The organism is Polaribacter sp. Z022 (genome assembly GCF_023555495.1).
Classification (GTDB): domain Bacteria; phylum Bacteroidota; class Bacteroidia; order Flavobacteriales; family Flavobacteriaceae; genus Polaribacter.
In genome coordinates this window covers 284,672-302,176 of the sequence record NZ_JALCZO010000001.1, presented here as the reverse complement: position 1 = coordinate 302,176, position 17,505 = coordinate 284,672, and the positions used below count along the sequence as shown (strand labels likewise).

The 17,505-nt window shown below is 28.1% G+C and carries 19 protein-coding genes; 18 read left to right on the top strand and 1 reads right to left on the bottom strand.

The genetic code is table 11. The annotated features are described in order from the left end of the window. The 18 genes from MPF13_RS01305 to MPF13_RS01220 all read left to right on the top strand — a co-directional run bounded on the left by MPF13_RS01305 (window position 1) and on the right by MPF13_RS01220 (window position 16,078). A complete protein-coding gene (locus MPF13_RS01305) occupies window positions 1-678 on the top strand; it encodes a hypothetical protein (protein ID WP_249980467.1) in 678 nt (225 codons plus the stop codon). Window positions 679-680: 2 nt separating this feature from the next. After that, complete coding sequence (locus tag MPF13_RS01300) at window positions 681-1,379, top strand: hypothetical protein (RefSeq protein ID WP_249980465.1); 699 nt, start codon at window positions 681-683, stop codon at window positions 1,377-1,379. 49 nt (window positions 1,380-1,428) lie between these two features. Then, on the top strand, window positions 1,429-2,895 hold the full coding sequence (locus MPF13_RS01295) for a DUF5687 family protein (RefSeq protein WP_249980464.1): 1,467 nt from the start codon (window positions 1,429-1,431) through the stop codon (window positions 2,893-2,895). Window positions 2,896-2,915: 20 nt separating this feature from the next. Further along, window positions 2,916-3,611 carry an ABC transporter ATP-binding protein gene (locus MPF13_RS01290; RefSeq protein WP_249980462.1) on the top strand — a complete coding sequence of 232 codons (696 nt, stop codon included), beginning with the start codon at window positions 2,916-2,918 and terminating at the stop codon, window positions 3,609-3,611. A gap of 131 nt (window positions 3,612-3,742) precedes the next feature. Next, window positions 3,743-5,965 carry a type IX secretion system periplasmic lipoprotein PorW/SprE gene (gene porW, locus MPF13_RS01285; RefSeq protein WP_249980461.1) on the top strand — a complete coding sequence of 741 codons (2,223 nt, stop codon included), beginning with the start codon at window positions 3,743-3,745 and terminating at the stop codon, window positions 5,963-5,965. A 43-nt stretch (window positions 5,966-6,008) separates the two neighbouring features. Then, entirely contained in the window at window positions 6,009-6,380 is a 372-nt protein-coding gene (locus tag MPF13_RS01280) for a bactofilin family protein (RefSeq protein WP_502924024.1), read from the top strand. After that, window positions 6,346-6,564: an AtpZ/AtpI family protein gene (locus MPF13_RS01275; protein ID WP_249980458.1), complete on the top strand. Its 219-nt coding sequence runs from the start codon at window positions 6,346-6,348 to the stop codon at window positions 6,562-6,564. Before MPF13_RS01280 ends, MPF13_RS01275 begins: the two co-directional genes overlap by 35 nt. Beyond that, window positions 6,557-6,946 (top strand): DUF6168 family protein, encoded by a 390-nt coding sequence (locus MPF13_RS01270; protein WP_249980456.1) that lies wholly within the window; start codon window positions 6,557-6,559, stop codon window positions 6,944-6,946. The genes MPF13_RS01275 and MPF13_RS01270 overlap by 8 nt, the downstream gene beginning before the upstream one ends. Before the next feature lie 81 nt (window positions 6,947-7,027). After that, a complete protein-coding gene (atpB, locus tag MPF13_RS01265; RefSeq protein WP_249980455.1) occupies window positions 7,028-8,164 on the top strand; it encodes a F0F1 ATP synthase subunit A in 1,137 nt (378 codons plus the stop codon). A 36-nt stretch (window positions 8,165-8,200) separates the two neighbouring features. After that, complete coding sequence (gene atpE, locus MPF13_RS01260; RefSeq protein ID WP_013993139.1) at window positions 8,201-8,389, top strand: ATP synthase F0 subunit C; 189 nt, start codon at window positions 8,201-8,203, stop codon at window positions 8,387-8,389. A 100-nt stretch (window positions 8,390-8,489) separates the two neighbouring features. Continuing rightward, a complete protein-coding gene (locus MPF13_RS01255; protein ID WP_249980454.1) occupies window positions 8,490-8,990 on the top strand; it encodes a F0F1 ATP synthase subunit B in 501 nt (166 codons plus the stop codon). Between the two features lie 7 nt (window positions 8,991-8,997). After that, on the top strand, window positions 8,998-9,555 hold the full coding sequence (atpH, locus tag MPF13_RS01250) for an ATP synthase F1 subunit delta (RefSeq protein WP_249980453.1): 558 nt from the start codon (window positions 8,998-9,000) through the stop codon (window positions 9,553-9,555). Window positions 9,556-9,576: 21 nt separating this feature from the next. Continuing rightward, window positions 9,577-11,154, top strand: a complete 1,578-nt coding sequence (atpA, locus tag MPF13_RS01245) for a F0F1 ATP synthase subunit alpha (protein ID WP_249980451.1) — start codon at window positions 9,577-9,579, stop codon at window positions 11,152-11,154. A gap of 49 nt (window positions 11,155-11,203) precedes the next feature. Continuing rightward, complete coding sequence (atpG, locus tag MPF13_RS01240; RefSeq protein ID WP_249980449.1) at window positions 11,204-12,070, top strand: ATP synthase F1 subunit gamma; 867 nt, start codon at window positions 11,204-11,206, stop codon at window positions 12,068-12,070. A 161-nt stretch (window positions 12,071-12,231) separates the two neighbouring features. Next, the gene (locus MPF13_RS01235) at window positions 12,232-13,173 is read left to right on the top strand and encodes a hypothetical protein (protein ID WP_249980448.1); all 942 of its coding nucleotides are present in this window, start codon (window positions 12,232-12,234) and stop codon (window positions 13,171-13,173) included. A 147-nt stretch (window positions 13,174-13,320) separates the two neighbouring features. Next, window positions 13,321-14,073, top strand: coding sequence for an SDR family NAD(P)-dependent oxidoreductase (locus MPF13_RS01230; protein WP_249980447.1), 753 nt, complete (start codon window positions 13,321-13,323; stop codon window positions 14,071-14,073). Beyond that, entirely contained in the window at window positions 14,074-14,937 is an 864-nt protein-coding gene (locus MPF13_RS01225) for an aldo/keto reductase (protein ID WP_249980446.1), read from the top strand. 1 nt (window position 14,938) lies between these two features. After that, on the top strand, window positions 14,939-16,078 hold the full coding sequence (locus MPF13_RS01220) for an ATP-binding protein (RefSeq protein WP_249980444.1): 1,140 nt from the start codon (window positions 14,939-14,941) through the stop codon (window positions 16,076-16,078). A gap of 143 nt (window positions 16,079-16,221) precedes the next feature. Here MPF13_RS01220 and MPF13_RS01215 read toward each other — a convergent pair whose 3' ends face one another. Then, the gene (locus tag MPF13_RS01215; RefSeq protein ID WP_249980442.1) at window positions 16,222-17,490 is read right to left on the bottom strand and encodes a hypothetical protein; all 1,269 of its coding nucleotides are present in this window, start codon (window positions 17,488-17,490) and stop codon (window positions 16,222-16,224) included. Window positions 17,491-17,505 lie beyond the last annotated feature (15 nt).

The following is a 17,505-nucleotide window of genomic DNA, read 5'->3' as shown; positions in this document are numbered from 1 at the left end:
ATGGAATTAACAAAAGAGCAACTTTTACAAATAGACAATTACATCTTTTCTTGTGGAATAAAATTCTATGATGTTAGAACAGAAATTGTAGATCATTTTGCCAATATTTTGGAGGAAAAGTTAGATGAAAATCCTGATTTAAATTTTAAAAGAGAAATTGAAAATATTCATAGAAATTTTTCTGATAGAGGTTTTAGTAAATTACTAAAAGAAAAAACAAAAGCTGTTCAAACAAAGTTTTATAAACAATCTTTAAAGCACTTAATTACTTTTTTTAAGTTGCCTAAAATAATTGTTTCTATTGCTCTATTTTATCTATTATTTTTATTGATGAATTTATTTGAAAACAAAGAAACTTTCTTTCAAATTTTAACTGGTTTAGGATTTTTATATATAATTGCTTTCTTCTTTAGTTTGTTCTTTAAAAAGAGGAAAGAGAAAGAAGAATTTTTAGCTTTAAATATGAATAATAGCTTGTTTCAAATTATAAACAATTCAGTTATTCTTTTTAACTCTATTACAATTTTCAGAACTTCAGAAGGTCTTTTAAATCCAATTCATAATAGTATTCAATTAGGCGTTTTTGTTGTATTTGTACTGTTTTTATGGTCTACAGCTACAGTTTATTATAAAAATAAAAATGAGGTTAAAGAACAATATCCTAACATTTTAGTTTAAGTATGAAATTATCTGAAAATCAAATTCAAGAACTCTACAAATTCACCAGAAAACATTACGTATATTTTTACGATGTACAAACAGAATTGGTAGATCATTTAGCAAATGATATTGAAGAGATTTGGGTTGAATATCCAAACTTGTCTTTTGAACAAGCTCGAGATAAATCATTTAAAAAATTCGGTATTTTTGGGTTTATGGATGTTGTAGAAAGTAGACAAAAACAATTAGGAACAAGGTACAACAGACTTATTTTCAAATTTATGAAAGACTGGTTATCAATACCTAAAATAATAATTTCTGCAACTATTTTTATTTTCTTTTACACGTTAATGACTTTAAATATAAAACATGATTACTTGTCTGTGTTTATGTTAATATTAGCTACTATAGATATTGTTTTAGCTTCTAAAGTATCAAAAAAAGCAAAAAAAAGGTTTAAAGAAAATAATAAAAAATACTTATTAGAAGATATTATATTTAGAGTTGGAGCTTTTAGCAGTATACTTGTTTTTTCTAATCTTTTTAATCTTTCAACTTTTTTAAGGCATTCAGAATCAATGATAACTAAAATAATTATAGCTACTATTATTACTTTAGCAATTCTTTATTCATATATCACTCTTGTTGTCATTCCAGAAAAAGCAGAAGAACTATTAGAAGAAACGTATCCAGAATATAAAATCTCAAAAACTTTGTAACAAATTCAGTTTCTAATCTACTTATAATCAATCAAACTAATTACTACTTATGATTTCACACTTTTTAAAATTAGAATGGAAACAATATTTCCGATCTTCTCATTGGCAAAAAGGAATCGCTTTAAAAATAATTATGGGCTTTTTTGTCCTTTATTTTTTAGTCGCTTTTTTAGCTATTGGAGTTGGAGGTTACTTTATTTTAAAGAAAAAATTTCCTGAACAAGATCCTTTACAAATTGTAAATTCGTTTTTACTTTTTGCCATTTTAGGAGATTTAATTGTTCGCTATTTAATGCAAACATTACCAATAATGAATATTAAGCCTTTGCTTATTTTACCAATTAAAAAAACCAAATTGGTGCATTATGTTTTAGGTAAATCTGCCTTTTCTTTTTTTAATATTTTGGGCTTGTTTTTTTACATTCCTTTTTCTGTAGTATTAATAAAAGAAGGTTACAATACTGCAGGAGTATTAGGTTGGTTAGCAACCATGATTTTAATTATTCAATCATCAAATTTCTTAAATTTTTTAATCAACAAAAACAATAAAGCATTAATAGCAATAGCAACAGTTTTAGTTGTTTTAATAGGTTTACAAAAATTTGGTATTTATGATGTTGTTAGTTTTGGAGGATCTATCTTCGATTATATTTATCAAAATCCAATATTCTCATTAAAAGGAGTTGTTGTTTTAGCAGCTTTATATCAATTAAATTACAAGCAATTACGCAACCAAGTGTATTTAGATGCTGCAGTTTCTACAAAGGTTGAAGAAGCAAATACTGCAGATTTATCTTGGGCAGATAAATTAGGTGATGTTGCTCCATTTATTAAAAATGATATTCGTTTAATTTGGAGAAATAAAAGAACAAAAACAGTGTTTTTAATGTCTTTCTTATTCCTTTTTTACGGATTAATTTTCTTTACAAATGATACGTATGCAAAAATGCCTGCAATGTTAATGTTTGCATCATTATTTATAACAGGAGGTTTTACGTTAAATTATGGACAATTTATTCCTGCTTGGGATAGTGCTCATTACAAAATGTTAATGAGTCAAAGTTTTAGATATCGTAAATTTTTAGAATCTAAATGGGTTTTAATGGTTGCTATGACTACCATTTTATACTTTTTAAGTTTTCCTTACTTGTATTTTGGTACAGATATTTTTTTAATGATAACTGCTGGAGCTATTTTTAACATCGGTTTTAATTCACTGTTTTTATTGTATTCAGGGTCTTTTAACAGAAAAAGAATAGACTTAACAAAAAGTGGTTTTGGTAACACACAAGGTACAAGTGCAACACAGTTTTTAATTATTATTCCTTTAATGTTGTTGCCAATGTTATTGTTTTGGGTATTTAACAAATTTGTGGGTCATAATTCTGGTTTTATAGTGGTTGCAGCTATAGGAATTATAAGTTTATTGCTAAAAAATTATGCAATGAATTTTATCGAGAAAAAATACATTAAAGACAAATACGCTATGATTAACGCTTTTGGTAAAGAAGCATAATTCAACAAAAAAAAGACACAATGATTACAATAGATACAATTTCAAAAAAATACGGTAAAGCAGAAGTTTTAAATGTAGCATCTATAGAAATTCCTACAGGACAAAGTTTTGGTTTAGTAGGTAACAATGGAGCAGGAAAAACAACATTATTCAATATTTTATTAGATTTAATAAGACCAACAACTGGTGCAATTACTAATAATGATATTGTTGTAAACCAAAGTGAAGCTTGGAAAAATTTTACTGGCTCTTTTATAGATGAATCTTTCTTAATAGGATATTTAACACCAGAAGAATATTTTGATTTTATTGGTGATTTAAGAGGAATGAATAAAGCTGATGTAAAATCTTTTTTAACGCAGTTTGATGAGTTTTTTAATGATGAAATTATTGGAAAGAAAAAATACTTAAGAGATTTAAGTAAAGGAAATCAAAAAAAAGCAGGAATTGTAGCTGCTTTAATGGGTAATCCACAAGTGGTAATTTTAGATGAGCCTTTTGCAAATTTAGACCCAACAACTCAAATAAGATTAAAAGCCATTATTAAAACCTTAACAGAAAACAGAGAAATTACAGTGTTAGTTTCTAGTCATGATTTAACCCACGTAACAGAAGTTTGCGAACGAATTGTAGTTTTAGATAAAGGAAACGTAGTAAAAGATATAGAAACATCTACAGAAACTTTAAAAGAATTAGAAAGCTATTTTTCTGTATAAGCAATCTTTTCTTAATTTATTACTATTTTTACGCTCTTATTTATACTATTTTCTATAGAAAGTAGTTGTAAATAAGAGTTTTTAGTTCTCTGTAGTCTATTAAATTAATAATTTAATCAATATTTATTTTTGTGAAATTCGCTAAAAAAATAGTTTTATTCCTTTCTGTATTTGCAGTAATATATTCTTGTAGCACAAAAAAAGACACTGTACTTAGTAGAAACTGGCATTCGTTAAACACTAAATACAATGTGCTTTTTAATGGTAAAGAGGCTTTTAAAAAAGGAATAAGTGATATTAATGAAGGTTATAAAGACGATTGGTTTCAACAACTACCAATAGAGCCAATTAAGTTTGAAGGCGAAAAGGTAGAAATACCTACGTTTAATTCTGCTATGGGAGCTGGTTTTGGTAATGATAATAACGAAGCAAAAAAAGCGACAACTCCTTTTGGTATTGCTGAAGAAAAAGCTGTAAAAGCAATTCAGAAACACGGAATGAATATTAACGGAATAGAACGTAACAGTCAAATAGATGATTCTTATTTGTTATTAGGAAAAGCACGTTATTATGATGAACGTTTTATACCAGCAATAGAAGCTTTTAATTATGTTATTACAAATTATCCTTTTGCAAGTTTAATTAACGAAACTAAAATTTGGAGAGCAAAAACTAATATTAGGTTAGATAATGAAGAGTTTGCTATAGAATCTTTAAAGCTTTTATTACAAGTAAAAGATACTTTAGAAATAGATTTGCCAGAAGAAATTAAAGAGCAAGGTTACACAGCTTTGGCAATGGCATATATTAAAACAGATAGTTTACAAAAAGCAAAAAAGTATCTTGTAAAAGCAACAGAAACTTTAAACGATAAAAATCAAGGAGCAAGAAACTTGTTTGTTTTAGGTCAGATTTTGAGTTCAGAAAACAAGAAAGATTCTGCTTCTGTTGTGTTTAATAAAATTATCAATTTTAAAAAAGCACCTTACAAATATAAAATTCATGCAAATATTGAGTTAGCAAAAAATGCTACTAATGATTCTGCTTCAGTTGCAATTTTAGAAAAAATGCAAAAACTGATTAAAGATAGAGATAATAGAAAATATTTAGATGAGTTGTATTATCAGGTTGGTTATTTACATGAAAAAAATGATAGCATTCATTTAGCAGTAGATTATTATAACAAATCTCTAAGAGCACAATCTGATAACGTAAAACAGCAAACGTTTACATTTGAAAGATTAGGAAACATTAATTTTAAAAACTCAGAATATCAATTAGCAAGTGCTTATTATGATAGTATTTTAAACATTGCTACAGATACTTTAAGTCTTAGAATAAGAAGAATAAAAAGAAAACATAAAAACTTAGCTTCCTTAATTAATTTTGAAAACATTGTAACTGAAAACGATAGTATTATAAAAATAGCATCGCTTTCTAAAACAGATCAAGAAATTTATTTTCAAAAATATATAGACAATCTAAAAAAGGCAGATGAAGAAGCAGCTCAGTTAAAGTTAAATCAGGCAGCTTTTGGAGATACATTTGGAGGTAGTTCTTTGCAATCTAACAAAAAAGGAAAATGGTATTTTTACAATCCTCAATCATTAAGTTTTGGTAATACAGAATTTAAAAGAATATGGGGTAGTCGTAAATTAGAAGATAATTGGAGGTGGTCTTCTAAAACTTCTACAAACAATACAGATAAAGATTCTGTGCAAGTTGCTCAGAAAAATTTACGTTACGATTTAGCAAGTTACCTAGAAACAGTGCCAACAAATAAAGGAGTTATAGAGACTTTAAAGTTAAATAGAAATCAAGCTTTATACGAGTTAGGTTTAATTTATAAAGAACAATTTAAAAACCCTAAAATAGCTATTCAAAGGTTAGAAAGAGTTGCATCATTAAATCCTAAGAAAGATTTAATTTTACCAATAAATTGGCATCTTTATCAAATTTATACAGATTTAGGAGATACCACAAAAGCTACAAAACATAAAAATGTAATTCTTACAAAGTATCCAAAAACTGTTTTTGCAAAAACAATCTTATCTCCAAACAAAAAAATAAATGAAGAAATTTCTGTAAATGAAATAGAAAACAAATACAAAGAACTTTATTATTTATATAAAGAAGATAAGTTTCATGAAACAGTTAAAGAAGTTGTAGACATTCTACCTTCAATTCAAAATTCAAAAATAATTGCTAAATTTGAACTTTTAAGAGCCTATGCTTTAGGTAAATACACAGATAAAAAAACGTATAAATTTGCATTAGAAGCTATTGTTATTAAATATGGTAACACAGAAGAAGGAAAGAGGGCAAAAGAAATAATAGAACAATTAAGTAAATAGAATGTTTAGTAATAAAGACAAAAAACCTCAAAAGAATAAAATTATGGAAAGAAATGTTGTAGCTAAAAACACAACAATTGTTGGAGAGATTAAATCTGATGGAGATTTTAGAATTGATGGTAATTTAGATGGAAACCTTATTACAAATGGTAGAGTTATTATTGGTGTAGATGGTTTTATTAAAGGAAAAGTAGAAGCTACAAACGCAGATATAGAAGGTAAATTTTCTGGAGAACTTTTAGTTTCAAATACATTAACTATAAAAAGTACTGCAGACATATCTGGAGATGTTGTAATTGGTAAACTTTCTATAGAACCAGGAGCTTCATTTAACGCAACTTGTGCAATGAAAGGAGCTATTAAAGAATTGAATTCTTCTAATGACAAAAAAAGACTCTCAGAAAAAACCGCTTAATAAAGCATTGCAACTCTCAGGAGCAGGTTTGCAAATGGGATTAACTATTTATTTAGGTTTTTTGTTGGGTAAATGGTTAGATGTAAAATTTGAAACATCTTATCTAACAGAAACAATTACTTTAATTGCCATTTTTTTAGCAATGTATTCCTTAATAAAACAAGCCAACAGAATTAATGATTAGAAGCATTCTTGTTTTTACTATAATTTTCTTTTCTCTATTTCTTTTAAGTTTTTCATTACACGAATTTGTAATAGAAAATCAGCAAATTAATTTACCTTTTTCTCTTAAAAAAGTATACCTTTTTCATTTGGGTTTTTCCCTGTTAATTTGTGTAAATTTTTTAATCTTTTCTACTGTTAATAAAATATTTGAACAATTAGGTTTTATCTATTTAGGTACTATTGTTTTAAAATTAATTTTATTTAGCATTATCTTTAATAATCCCCTTTTTTCTGAAGAAGGACTCTCTTTTCAGGCAAGATTATCACTATTTATTCCAATGATTGTTTTTTTATTAACAGAAGCTATTTTAGTTGCCAAAATATTGAAGAAAAAGCAATAATAAATAATTACCGTTAAAAAAGGTTTGAGATTCTGAATAATTCTATATCTTTGCGCCGAATTTAGAAAGCGTATTTTAACAATGAAGATTGCACAAAAATCAATCAAGTTTCTTTTAATAGCAGCAGTAACCTTTTTTACTTCAATAGGTTACGCAACAGAATCTGATAAAAAGCACGATAACCAGAATGATGGTGGACGTGTAAATACGAAGGCAGAAGTAGAGGCATATATTTTGCACCACATTAAAGATTCTCATGACTTTTCATTGTTCTCTTATACAAGCGATGCAAACGAAAGAGTACATGTAGGTTTTCCTTTACCAATCATTTTATGGACAAGTGAAGGTTTAGTTACTTTTATGTCTTCAGAATTTCATCATAATGATGATGGGCATGTAATCGTTGAAAAAAACGGATTAAAATTTGCTAAAATTCACTCTAAAATTTATGAATTAGATAAGGAAGCAGCAACTGTTTCTTTTGATGAAACTCATCATGCAACTAATGCACATAAAGTATTAGATTTTTCTATAACTAAAAGTGTAGTAGGTATTCTTTTAATTGGGTTTTTATTAATTTTCTGGTTCTCAAGATTAGCAAAACAATACAAAACAAAACAAGTTCCTACAGGATTTGCAAGAGTATTAGAGCCATTGGTTTTATATGTTAGAGATGAAATTGCAAGACCAAATATTGGAGATAAACATTATAGAAGATTTACAGGGTATTTATTAACTGTATTTTTCTTTATTTGGGTTTTAAACTTAGTAGGTTTAACACCTTTAGGATTTAACGTAACTGGGCAATTAGCAGTTACAGGATGTTTAGCAATTTTTACATTAGTAATTTACACTTTTAGTGGAAACAAAGGATACTGGATGCACATGATTTGGATGCCAGGGGTTCCTGTTTTAATTAGACCAGTTTTAGCAATTATAGAATTAGCTGGAGCTTTAGTAATTAAACCGTTTTCATTATTAGTACGTTTGTTCGCAAACATATCAGCAGGTCATATTGTGGTAATGAGCTTAATAGCAATTATGTTTACTCTTAAAGAATCACTAGGTGTGGTTGGAGCAACAGGGTTGTCATTAGTATTATCATTTTTTATAACATTAATTGAGGTTTTAGTGGCTTTCTTACAGGCTTATATCTTTACAATGCTTTCAGCATTATTTATAGGTATGGCAGTAGCAGACCATTCAGAAGCTCATTAATACAAATTTGTTTAATTTAATAAAAATACATTTATTATGTACAATTTAATTGGAGCAGGATTAATCGTAATCGGAGCAGGAATTGGTTTAGGTCAAATTGGTGGAAAAGCAATGGAAGGTATTGCTAGACAACCAGAAGCAACTGGAAAAATTCAAACAGCAATGATTATTATCGCTGCATTATTAGAAGGTTTAGCATTTGGTGCATTATTCTTAGGAAAATAATCCAAACAAAAACAAAAAAATAGCGTTCTGTAACGGTTGGTTACAGAACCTATTTTTAAAATTAAACAACTAGAAACAAATAAATTAATTAGTTTATAGAATGGAAACTTTATTAAACGATTTTTCACCAGGGTTATTTGCAGTTTCAACAATCTTATTATTAGCATTAATTGCTTTAATGGTAAAGTTTGCTTGGAAACCAATTTTAAACTCTTTAGAAGAAAGAGAATCTGGAATTGAAAATGCTTTAGCAGCTGCAGAAAATGCACGTAAAGAAATGCAAAATTTACAAGCCGATAACGAAAGGTTAGTAAAAGAAGCAAGAGCAGAAAGAGATGCAATGATGAAAGAAGCTAGAGATATTAGAGATAATATGTTAGCTGAAGCAAAAGAAGATGCTAAAGAAGTAACAACAAAATTAATAGAAAACGCACAAGCTTCTATAATTCAAGAAAAGCAAGCAGCTTTAGCAGAATTAAAGAAAAATGTTGCAGAATTATCTATTGGTATAGCAGAGTCAGTAATTAAAAAAGAACTATCTTCTAAGAAAGATCAACTAGAATTAGTTGAAGGAATCTTAAAAGATGTTACTTTAAACTAATTTAAGCATGAAAGACGCAAGAGCAGCATTACGTTATGCAAAAGCAATCTTAAATCTTGCTAAAGATTCTAAAGAAGAAACTGTAGTTAATGACGATATGTTATTAATTGGAGCTACAATTTCTGAAAATGATGATTTAGAAGTGATGTTAAGAAGTCCTATTGTAAAATCAGAAGATAAAATTAAAGTATTAAACGCTTTATTTGGTTCTAAGATTAACAATATTACTCTTGGCTTATTTCATTTATTAGAAGATAATAAAAGAATAGCAATGTTAGAGTCTATAGCTAAACAATATGCTATCATATATGATTATGATAAACATATGCAAGAGGCTAAAGTAATTACAGCTGTTCCTTTAACTAAAGATGTAGAAAAAGCAGTATTAGCTAAAATTGTAGCTTTAACTGGAGAAAAAGCAAATTTAGTAAACGAAGTAAACGAATCTATTTTAGGTGGATTTATTTTACGTGTTGGAGATGTGCAATATGATGCAAGTATCTCTAATTATTTAAACGAATTGAAAAAGGAATTTGACAACAGTCATTATATTCCTAAAATTTAATAATACATCAAATTATAAAAGATGGCAAGTATTAAACCAGCTGAAGTATCAGCAATTTTAAAACAACAGTTAACAAATTTTGAAGCTAAAGCAACTTTAAATGAAGTTGGAACTGTTTTACAAGTAGGAGATGGAATTGCTCGTGTTTACGGTCTTTCTAATGTTCAATATGGTGAATTAGTAGAATTCGAAAACGGATTAGAAGGTATCGTATTAAACTTAGAAGAAGATAATGCAGGAGTTGTATTATTAGGTGCTTCTACATCAGTAAAAGAAGGTTCTACTGTTAAACGTACTGAAAGAATTGCTTCTCTACAAGCAGGAGAAGGAGTTGTAGGTCGTGTGTTAGATACTTTAGGAAACCCAATTGATGGTAAAGGTCCAATTAAAGGTAAAACTTATCAAATGCCATTAGAGCGTAGAGCTCCTGGGGTAATTTTTAGAGAGCCAGTAACAGAGCCATTACAAACTGGTATTAAATCTATTGATGCAATGATTCCTGTTGGTAGAGGTCAACGTGAGTTAATCATTGGAGACCGTCAAACAGGTAAATCTACTGTTGCTTTAGATACTATCTTAAATCAAAAAGAATTTTACGATGCTGGTGAGCCAGTATACTGTATATATGTAGCTATTGGTCAAAAAGCTTCTACTGTTGCAGCAATTGCAAACATGTTAGAAGAAAGAGGAGCTTTAGCTTATACAACAATAGTTGCAGCAAATGCATCAGATCCTGCAGCAATGCAAGTTTATGCACCATTTGCTGGAGCTGCAATTGGAGAGTACTTTAGAGATTCTGGAAGACCAGCTTTAATTATTTATGATGATTTATCTAAACAAGCTGTTGCTTACCGTGAAATTTCTTTATTATTAAGAAGACCTCCAGGACGTGAGGCTTATCCTGGTGATGTATTTTACTTACACTCAAGATTATTAGAGCGTGCTGCAAAAGTTATTAATGATGATAAAATTGCAAGTGAAATGAACGATTTACCAGATTCTTTAAAAGGAATCGTAAAAGGTGGAGGTTCTTTAACTGCATTACCAATTATTGAAACACAAGCAGGAGACGTATCAGCATATATTCCAACAAACGTAATTTCTATTACGGATGGTCAAATTTTCTTAGATGGAGATTTATTTAACTCTGGTGTTCGTCCAGCAATTAACGTAGGTATTTCTGTATCGCGTGTTGGAGGTAATGCTCAGATTAAATCTATGAAAAAAGTATCTGGTACTTTAAAATTAGATCAAGCTCAGTTCCGTGAATTAGAAGCATTTGCTAAGTTTGGTTCTGATTTAGATGCAGCTACAATGAGTGTAATTTCTAAAGGACAACGTAATGTTGAAATTTTAAAACAAGCTCAAAATGATCCTTTCGCAGTAGAAGATCAAGTTGCAATTATCTATGCAGGTTCTAAGAACTTATTAAAAGATGTTCCTGTAGAGCAAGTAAAGAAATTCGAAAAAGATTATATCGATTACTTAAACGCAAAACATAGAGATACTTTAGATGTATTAAAATCTGGAAAATTAACTCCAGAAACAACTGCAGTTTTAGAAGCAGCAGCTAAAGAGATTTCTACTCATTTTGAATAAAAAATAGTTGTCATTCCCGCGAAAGCGGGAATCTCAAAATTCCAATAGAATGGCAAACTTAAAAGAAATACGTAATAGAATTACCTCTATTAAATCAACAATGCAGATTACATCTGCCATGAAAATGGTATCTGCTGCAAAGTTGAAAAAAGCACAAGATGCAATTACGGCAATGAGACCATATTCATCTAAACTAACTGAATTGTTGCAAAATTTAAGTGCAACTTTAGATAGTGATGCTGGTGGGGCATATTCTACTCAAAGAGAGGTTTCAAAAGTTTTATTAGTTGTAGTAACATCAAACAGAGGTTTATGTGGTGGATTTAATTCATCTATCTCTAAAGAAGTTATAAAAACTGTAAAAGAAAAATATAGTGATGTTGAGGTAGATTTATTTGCAATAGGTAAAAAAGGTGCAGATGTATTATCTAAACAATTCAATATTATTGAAACTAAAAACGATATTTATGATGATTTAACTTTTGACAATGTTGCAAAACTTGCAGAACAGTTAATGAACTTGTATTCTGAAGGTACTTATGATAAAATTGAATTGGTTTATAATCAATTTAAAAATGCAGCAACTCAAATTCCTCAAGTAGAACAATTTTTACCAATTAAACCTATTGAAGGAGGAGATGAATCAGCAGTAAATTCTGACTACATTTTTGAGCCATCTAAAATTGAAATTGTTGAAGCTTTAATACCTAAGTCATTAAAAACGCAATTATACAAAGGTATAAGAGATAGTTTTGCTTCAGAACATGGAGCACGTATGACTGCAATGCATAAAGCTACAGACAACGCAACAGAATTAAGAGACGAATTATTGTTAACTTATAACAAAGCACGTCAAGCAGCAATTACTAATGAAATTTTAGAAATTGTTGGAGGAGCAGAAGCTTTGAATAACTAACAAAATAATTTTATAATATTTAAAAAGCGAACCATTTGGTTCGCTTTTTTTGTTTCTTATAATATCTCTTTTTATAGGTTATTTTCACCTCCTTTTTTCTTCAAATTTATTTTTGGCACGCATTTTGAAATTACATAAGCATAACCATAAAACTAAAGCTTATGAAATCAATAAAATTACTTTTCGCAATACTAATAACAGGAGCGCTTTTTAGCTCATGTACCACATATTATGAAGATTCATTTGACAATGATTATAACAATCAAGTTTCTTTAGAAAACATTGTTTCTGGTTATGATGTTTGGTATATAGATTATCATAGAACAACAGGAAATGGAGATATTCCTTATGTATCTAAAGCATTTACACTATCGTTTTTAAACGGAATTTTATACGCAAATAATAACATTGTAGATATTGGAAGAACAGGAAATGGTTTAGGAATTGATGTAGGTACATACAATACTTTTAATGGCTTATTAAATACAAACCATGATATAGATGGAGCAAACGATTTTGAAGTAACTGTTATATCTAATAATGAAATTAGGCTATATAATTACAGACAAAATGTAGACTATTATTTAATAGGTTATAATACTAATAATTTTGATTATGATAAGTTGTTTTATGAAAACATAGAATATTTCTTACAAGAATATAATGCTTGGGAAAAAGAAATTACAAATGGAGGTGTTCCTAACGCTTTTGATGATGAAAATTATTTAGCATTTACACCAGAAAATATAACAACATTTTATAGTTCTCAAGATAGTTTTGGCACGCAAGTTGATAATATTAATTGGAATTACGTTGGTGGTTACGAAATCTTTGATGTAACAGGTTATGAAGACCTAAAGATTTTAACACTTAATTATGATGGAGGAGATATTGAAGAGTTTGAATTAACCGTTATTAATGATGGAAGAATAGAACTTTACAATGTAAATTCTAAAACTACATATGAGTTTTCTGGAAGAGGATTTGTACAATATTTAAAAGGTGCAAAAACTAAAAAAGAAGCAAAAGATATTGTAAGGAATAATGGTAGAAAACGTACTAAAGTAGTAAGAAAGACAAAGAATAGAAGAAATTTAAAATAAAGTTTGGTTAGTTGATTTTTGATTGGTTAGTTACCAATCAAAAGGAAAACCGCTCTTCACAGAGCGGTTTTTTCTTTGTTAATAATTGATGAAAAAATTACGTTACAAATAAAATTTGATGCAACTTGTTTTTTATATTTTTAAGGTATGACTAAAACAGCATTTATTACAGGAGCCACATCTGGAATTGGAAAAGCTACTGCAGAAATTTTTGCAAAAAACAATATTAGATTAGTTGTTTGCGGAAGAAGAAAAGAAAGACTTGATGTTCTTAAAAAAGAGTTATCAGAATTTACAGAAGTTGCCACTTTGCATTTTGATGTTTCTAAAAGAAATGAAGTTGAAAATGCCATTAACTCACTTCCAGACAATTTTAAAAAAATAGATATTTTAATAAATAATGCTGGTAATGCTCATGGTTTATCATCTATACAAAATGGAAGTTTAGATGATTGGGATGCAATGATGGATATTAATGTAAAAGGACTGTTATATGTTTCTAAAGCAATTATTCCTCAAATGACAGAAAGAAATAGTGGTTTTATTGTAAATATTGGCTCTATAGCTGCAAAAGATGTGTATCCTAATGGAAATGTATATTGTGCATCTAAACATGCTGTAGATGCTCTAAATAAAGGAATGAGAATAGATTTAAACAAACATAACATTCGTGTTTCTGCAATTCATCCTGGAGCAGTAGAAACAGAGTTTTCTGATGTTCGTTTTAAAGGAGATACAGAAAAAGCAAAATCTGTTTATGCTGGCTATAAAGCATTACAAGCAGAAGACATTGCAGATATCATCTACTTTGTGGTTACAAGACCTTATCATGTAAATATTGAAGATTTAGTAGTATATCCTACAGCACAAGCAACTCCTACAATTTTAAATAAAGATTAAATGCATAAGTCAAAAATTATAATTGGTTGTATGTCTTGGGGAAAATGGGGAAAACAATTTTCTACCAAAGAACAAGTTGATATGATTCAATTTTGTGTAGAAAATGGAAACTCAACTTTTGATCATGCAGATATTTATGGAGATTATACAACTGAAGCCGAATTTGGAAAAGCGTTTATAGAAAGTGGAATTGCTAGAGAAGAAATTAAATTAGTTTCTAAATGTGGTATCCAACTTGTTGGTAATACAAGAAACAATAAAGTAAAACATTATAATTACGCTAAAGAATATATTGTTTCTAGTGTAGAAGCGTCTTTAAAAAATTTAAAAACCGATTATTTAGATACTTTTTTACTGCACAGACCAAGTCCGTTAATGCAACCTATAGAAATTGCAGAAGCAGTAACTTTATTAAAAGAAAGTGGTAAAATTATAAACTTTGGTGTATCAAATTTTACACCTTCTCAGGTGGATTTAATTTCGGCTAAAATTGATGTTGCTGTAAATCAAATAGAATTTTCGTTAACACAACATAATGCAATCTTTAATGGTAGTTTAGATCAAATGTTACAAAACGGAATTCAGCCAATGTGTTGGAGTCCTTTAGGAGTTGTTTTTAAAGAAGATAATAATCAATCTAAAAGAATACAAGAAGTTTTAAAAACGTTAACAGAAAAGTATAATGTTTCTAAAGATGTACTTTTGTTAAGTTGGATTTTAAAACATCCTGCAAAAATATCACCAGTAATTGGTACTACAAACAAAGAACGAATTTTAAAAGCAAATAAAGCTTTAGAAATTAATTTAGACATAGAAGATTGGTTTTTATTGTTGCAAGCAAGCCAAGGACAAGAAATGCCGTAAAATGATTAATAAAAGACTTCTTATTAAAAATCTACTCTCTCATAATGATGAGAATAGTTTTTATGATAAGAAGCAAAAATTATCTTTAAGTTCTAAAGACGGTAAAGCTAAATTTTTAAAACACATTTGTGCGCTTTCTAATTCTAATCCAGAAAACAATTCTTACATCGTTATTGGTGTTGAAGATGAAGAAAATAAAATAATTGGTGTCGATTTTTTTGATGATAGCAAGATTCAAAATTTGGTAAATGCGTATTTAAACAACCCTCCAAAAATTGAATACGAAAACGTTCCTTTTCCAAGATTACAACGTCATAAAGTTATTGGTTTGGTTACTATACATCCAAATAATAGAATATCTTCTCTTTTAAAAAATGCGTGGAAATACAAACAAGGAACTATATTTTACAGAAGAGGTAGTAATTCTTTGCCTGTAACTAGTGCCTTTGAATTAATAAATACCAATAAAGTTATTGTTGCTGCAATAGAAAAAAATGCACGTAATAATATTGAATTAACACTAAATGGCGTTTTCGATTTTATAAATAATCATAAACCAGAATACAACCCACAATACAAGGTTTTTAACGAACAATTTGTTTTGTGTTGGGCAGGTAAAAAGAAACTAATTAACAATAAAGAATATTTTTCTAGAGTAGATATTGAGTTGATAAACGAACAAGTACAATTGTTTTTTTCTGCTTTAGACGATGTTCAAATTAGTTTTAATAAACATTCTTTTATAATAACAGAATACATTTTTTTAGGATTAGAAAAACAAGAAAAACACTATCAGTTAGAGAAAACAATTATCAATTTTAAAGACAATGGCAAACACGATATTGTTAAAGAATTTTTATTTGTTCCACCAAAATTTGATGGAAAAATAATTCATCATATCTATAATAATTGCAATGCTATTGTTAAAAAAATTGAAAATAAAACAGCTCTTTCTGTAACAGAACAAGAAGATTTATTACGATTACCAATTAATTATTTAATTTGTTATTTACATGGTTTTTTAGAGGTTGCAGAACAACTTAAAAAAGCTAAAAAGTATATTAAAGATCTACCTAATAAAACTACTTACATCAGTTATAAAGAAGTATTAAGAGTAATTAGAAAAGTGAAGTATAATTAGTAAGTTTCGTTTAACGTGTTAGTGTATATGTTTTATTTCCTGGTTTAAGCACCTAATTAAGCAAATAAAACCAGAAAGAAAATCTGTGAGAATTTTTTAAGTAGGTTTGAACTAGTAATTAATTTTATAGGTGTTGTAATATGTTATTTTAGTAATCCACTTTCTCGATAAGCTGAATATATAACTTTCAAATTATCTTCGGACAATACATCTTTAATTGTTTCTGTAACTCCAAAAATACAACCTTGACAAGTAATTAATTGAATATTTGAATTTTTCAATTCTGCCATTTTTGATAATTCAGGAGGTTTTACTTCTATTCTTTTTTTTCTTAAAAAGTAAAGTCCAATATATCCATAAGTTGCAATTTCAGGGTTCATTGAGTTCAATCGTCTTGCAAGCTTATAATATTTCCCTTTATTTACTAAATCAATCATTGTTTGTGATTCAGTAGGTGGCATTCCTGCAAATCCACAGAATGTTCCGTAAACATAAGTGTCAGTAGGGAAATCAATAGAATTTTTTATATCGATTGGAATATTTGTTTTGTTCTTATGTTTATTAAGTAATTTATCAATTTGTTTATTAGAATACCTTTCAACTAAAATCTTATTCTCTGACGTTAATTTTAAATAAACTAAATTATTATTACATTTTAGAATATTAAGTTCAAAAACACTACCATAAATTCTTATTTCACTATTAAGTTGATCTAAGTCGAAATCAAGTTCTCTTTTGAAATTCTCTTGTTTTTTTAAAGGAAAAGGTTTGGTGTTATTCTTTTTTTGAATTTTCCAAAAATCATCAAATTTTTCAAAGGTGAAATCGTCATCTTTTAAAACATTAACCATTTCTTGTATTCGTTCTTCTTTTCGCTCTTTATCAAACTCAAAATTGACTTGAGAAGTCATTCCAAATTTGTTTTTATTGTGAATTTCTATTTTATATAATTTATTTTCAATATTGTATCCTTTTGTAGTGCTATCCTTTTTGATGAAAAATGAAATGCCTTTTTGCGAGTGCCAAGCATTTGTTTTAGAAGTAAAACAACCTTTATCAGAATACTTTTCGAAAACTTCCTTCATTGAAGATTTATTCAGCTCAATTCCATTTTCCAATTTTGCTTGAAATGGGCTTTTTAAAAATATTGAACGAATAATTTTATTTTTATCATCACTTTCATATTGAAATGCTAAACCAATTTTTGGATATGTATATCTTGTGTAAGATTGGTTTGCGTTCAATTCAAATTCATTTCCGTAAAGTTTCTCAACTACTGAAATATCAGTTGTGTCAATTTTTATAGAAATACCTTCAATTCCATTTTGAGGAATTATCAAATTACTTTGACAAAAACCTGTTGTAAATGATAAAATAAAAAGAATGATATTAAGATTACGGATGTTTCTCATAATGTTTTACAACGT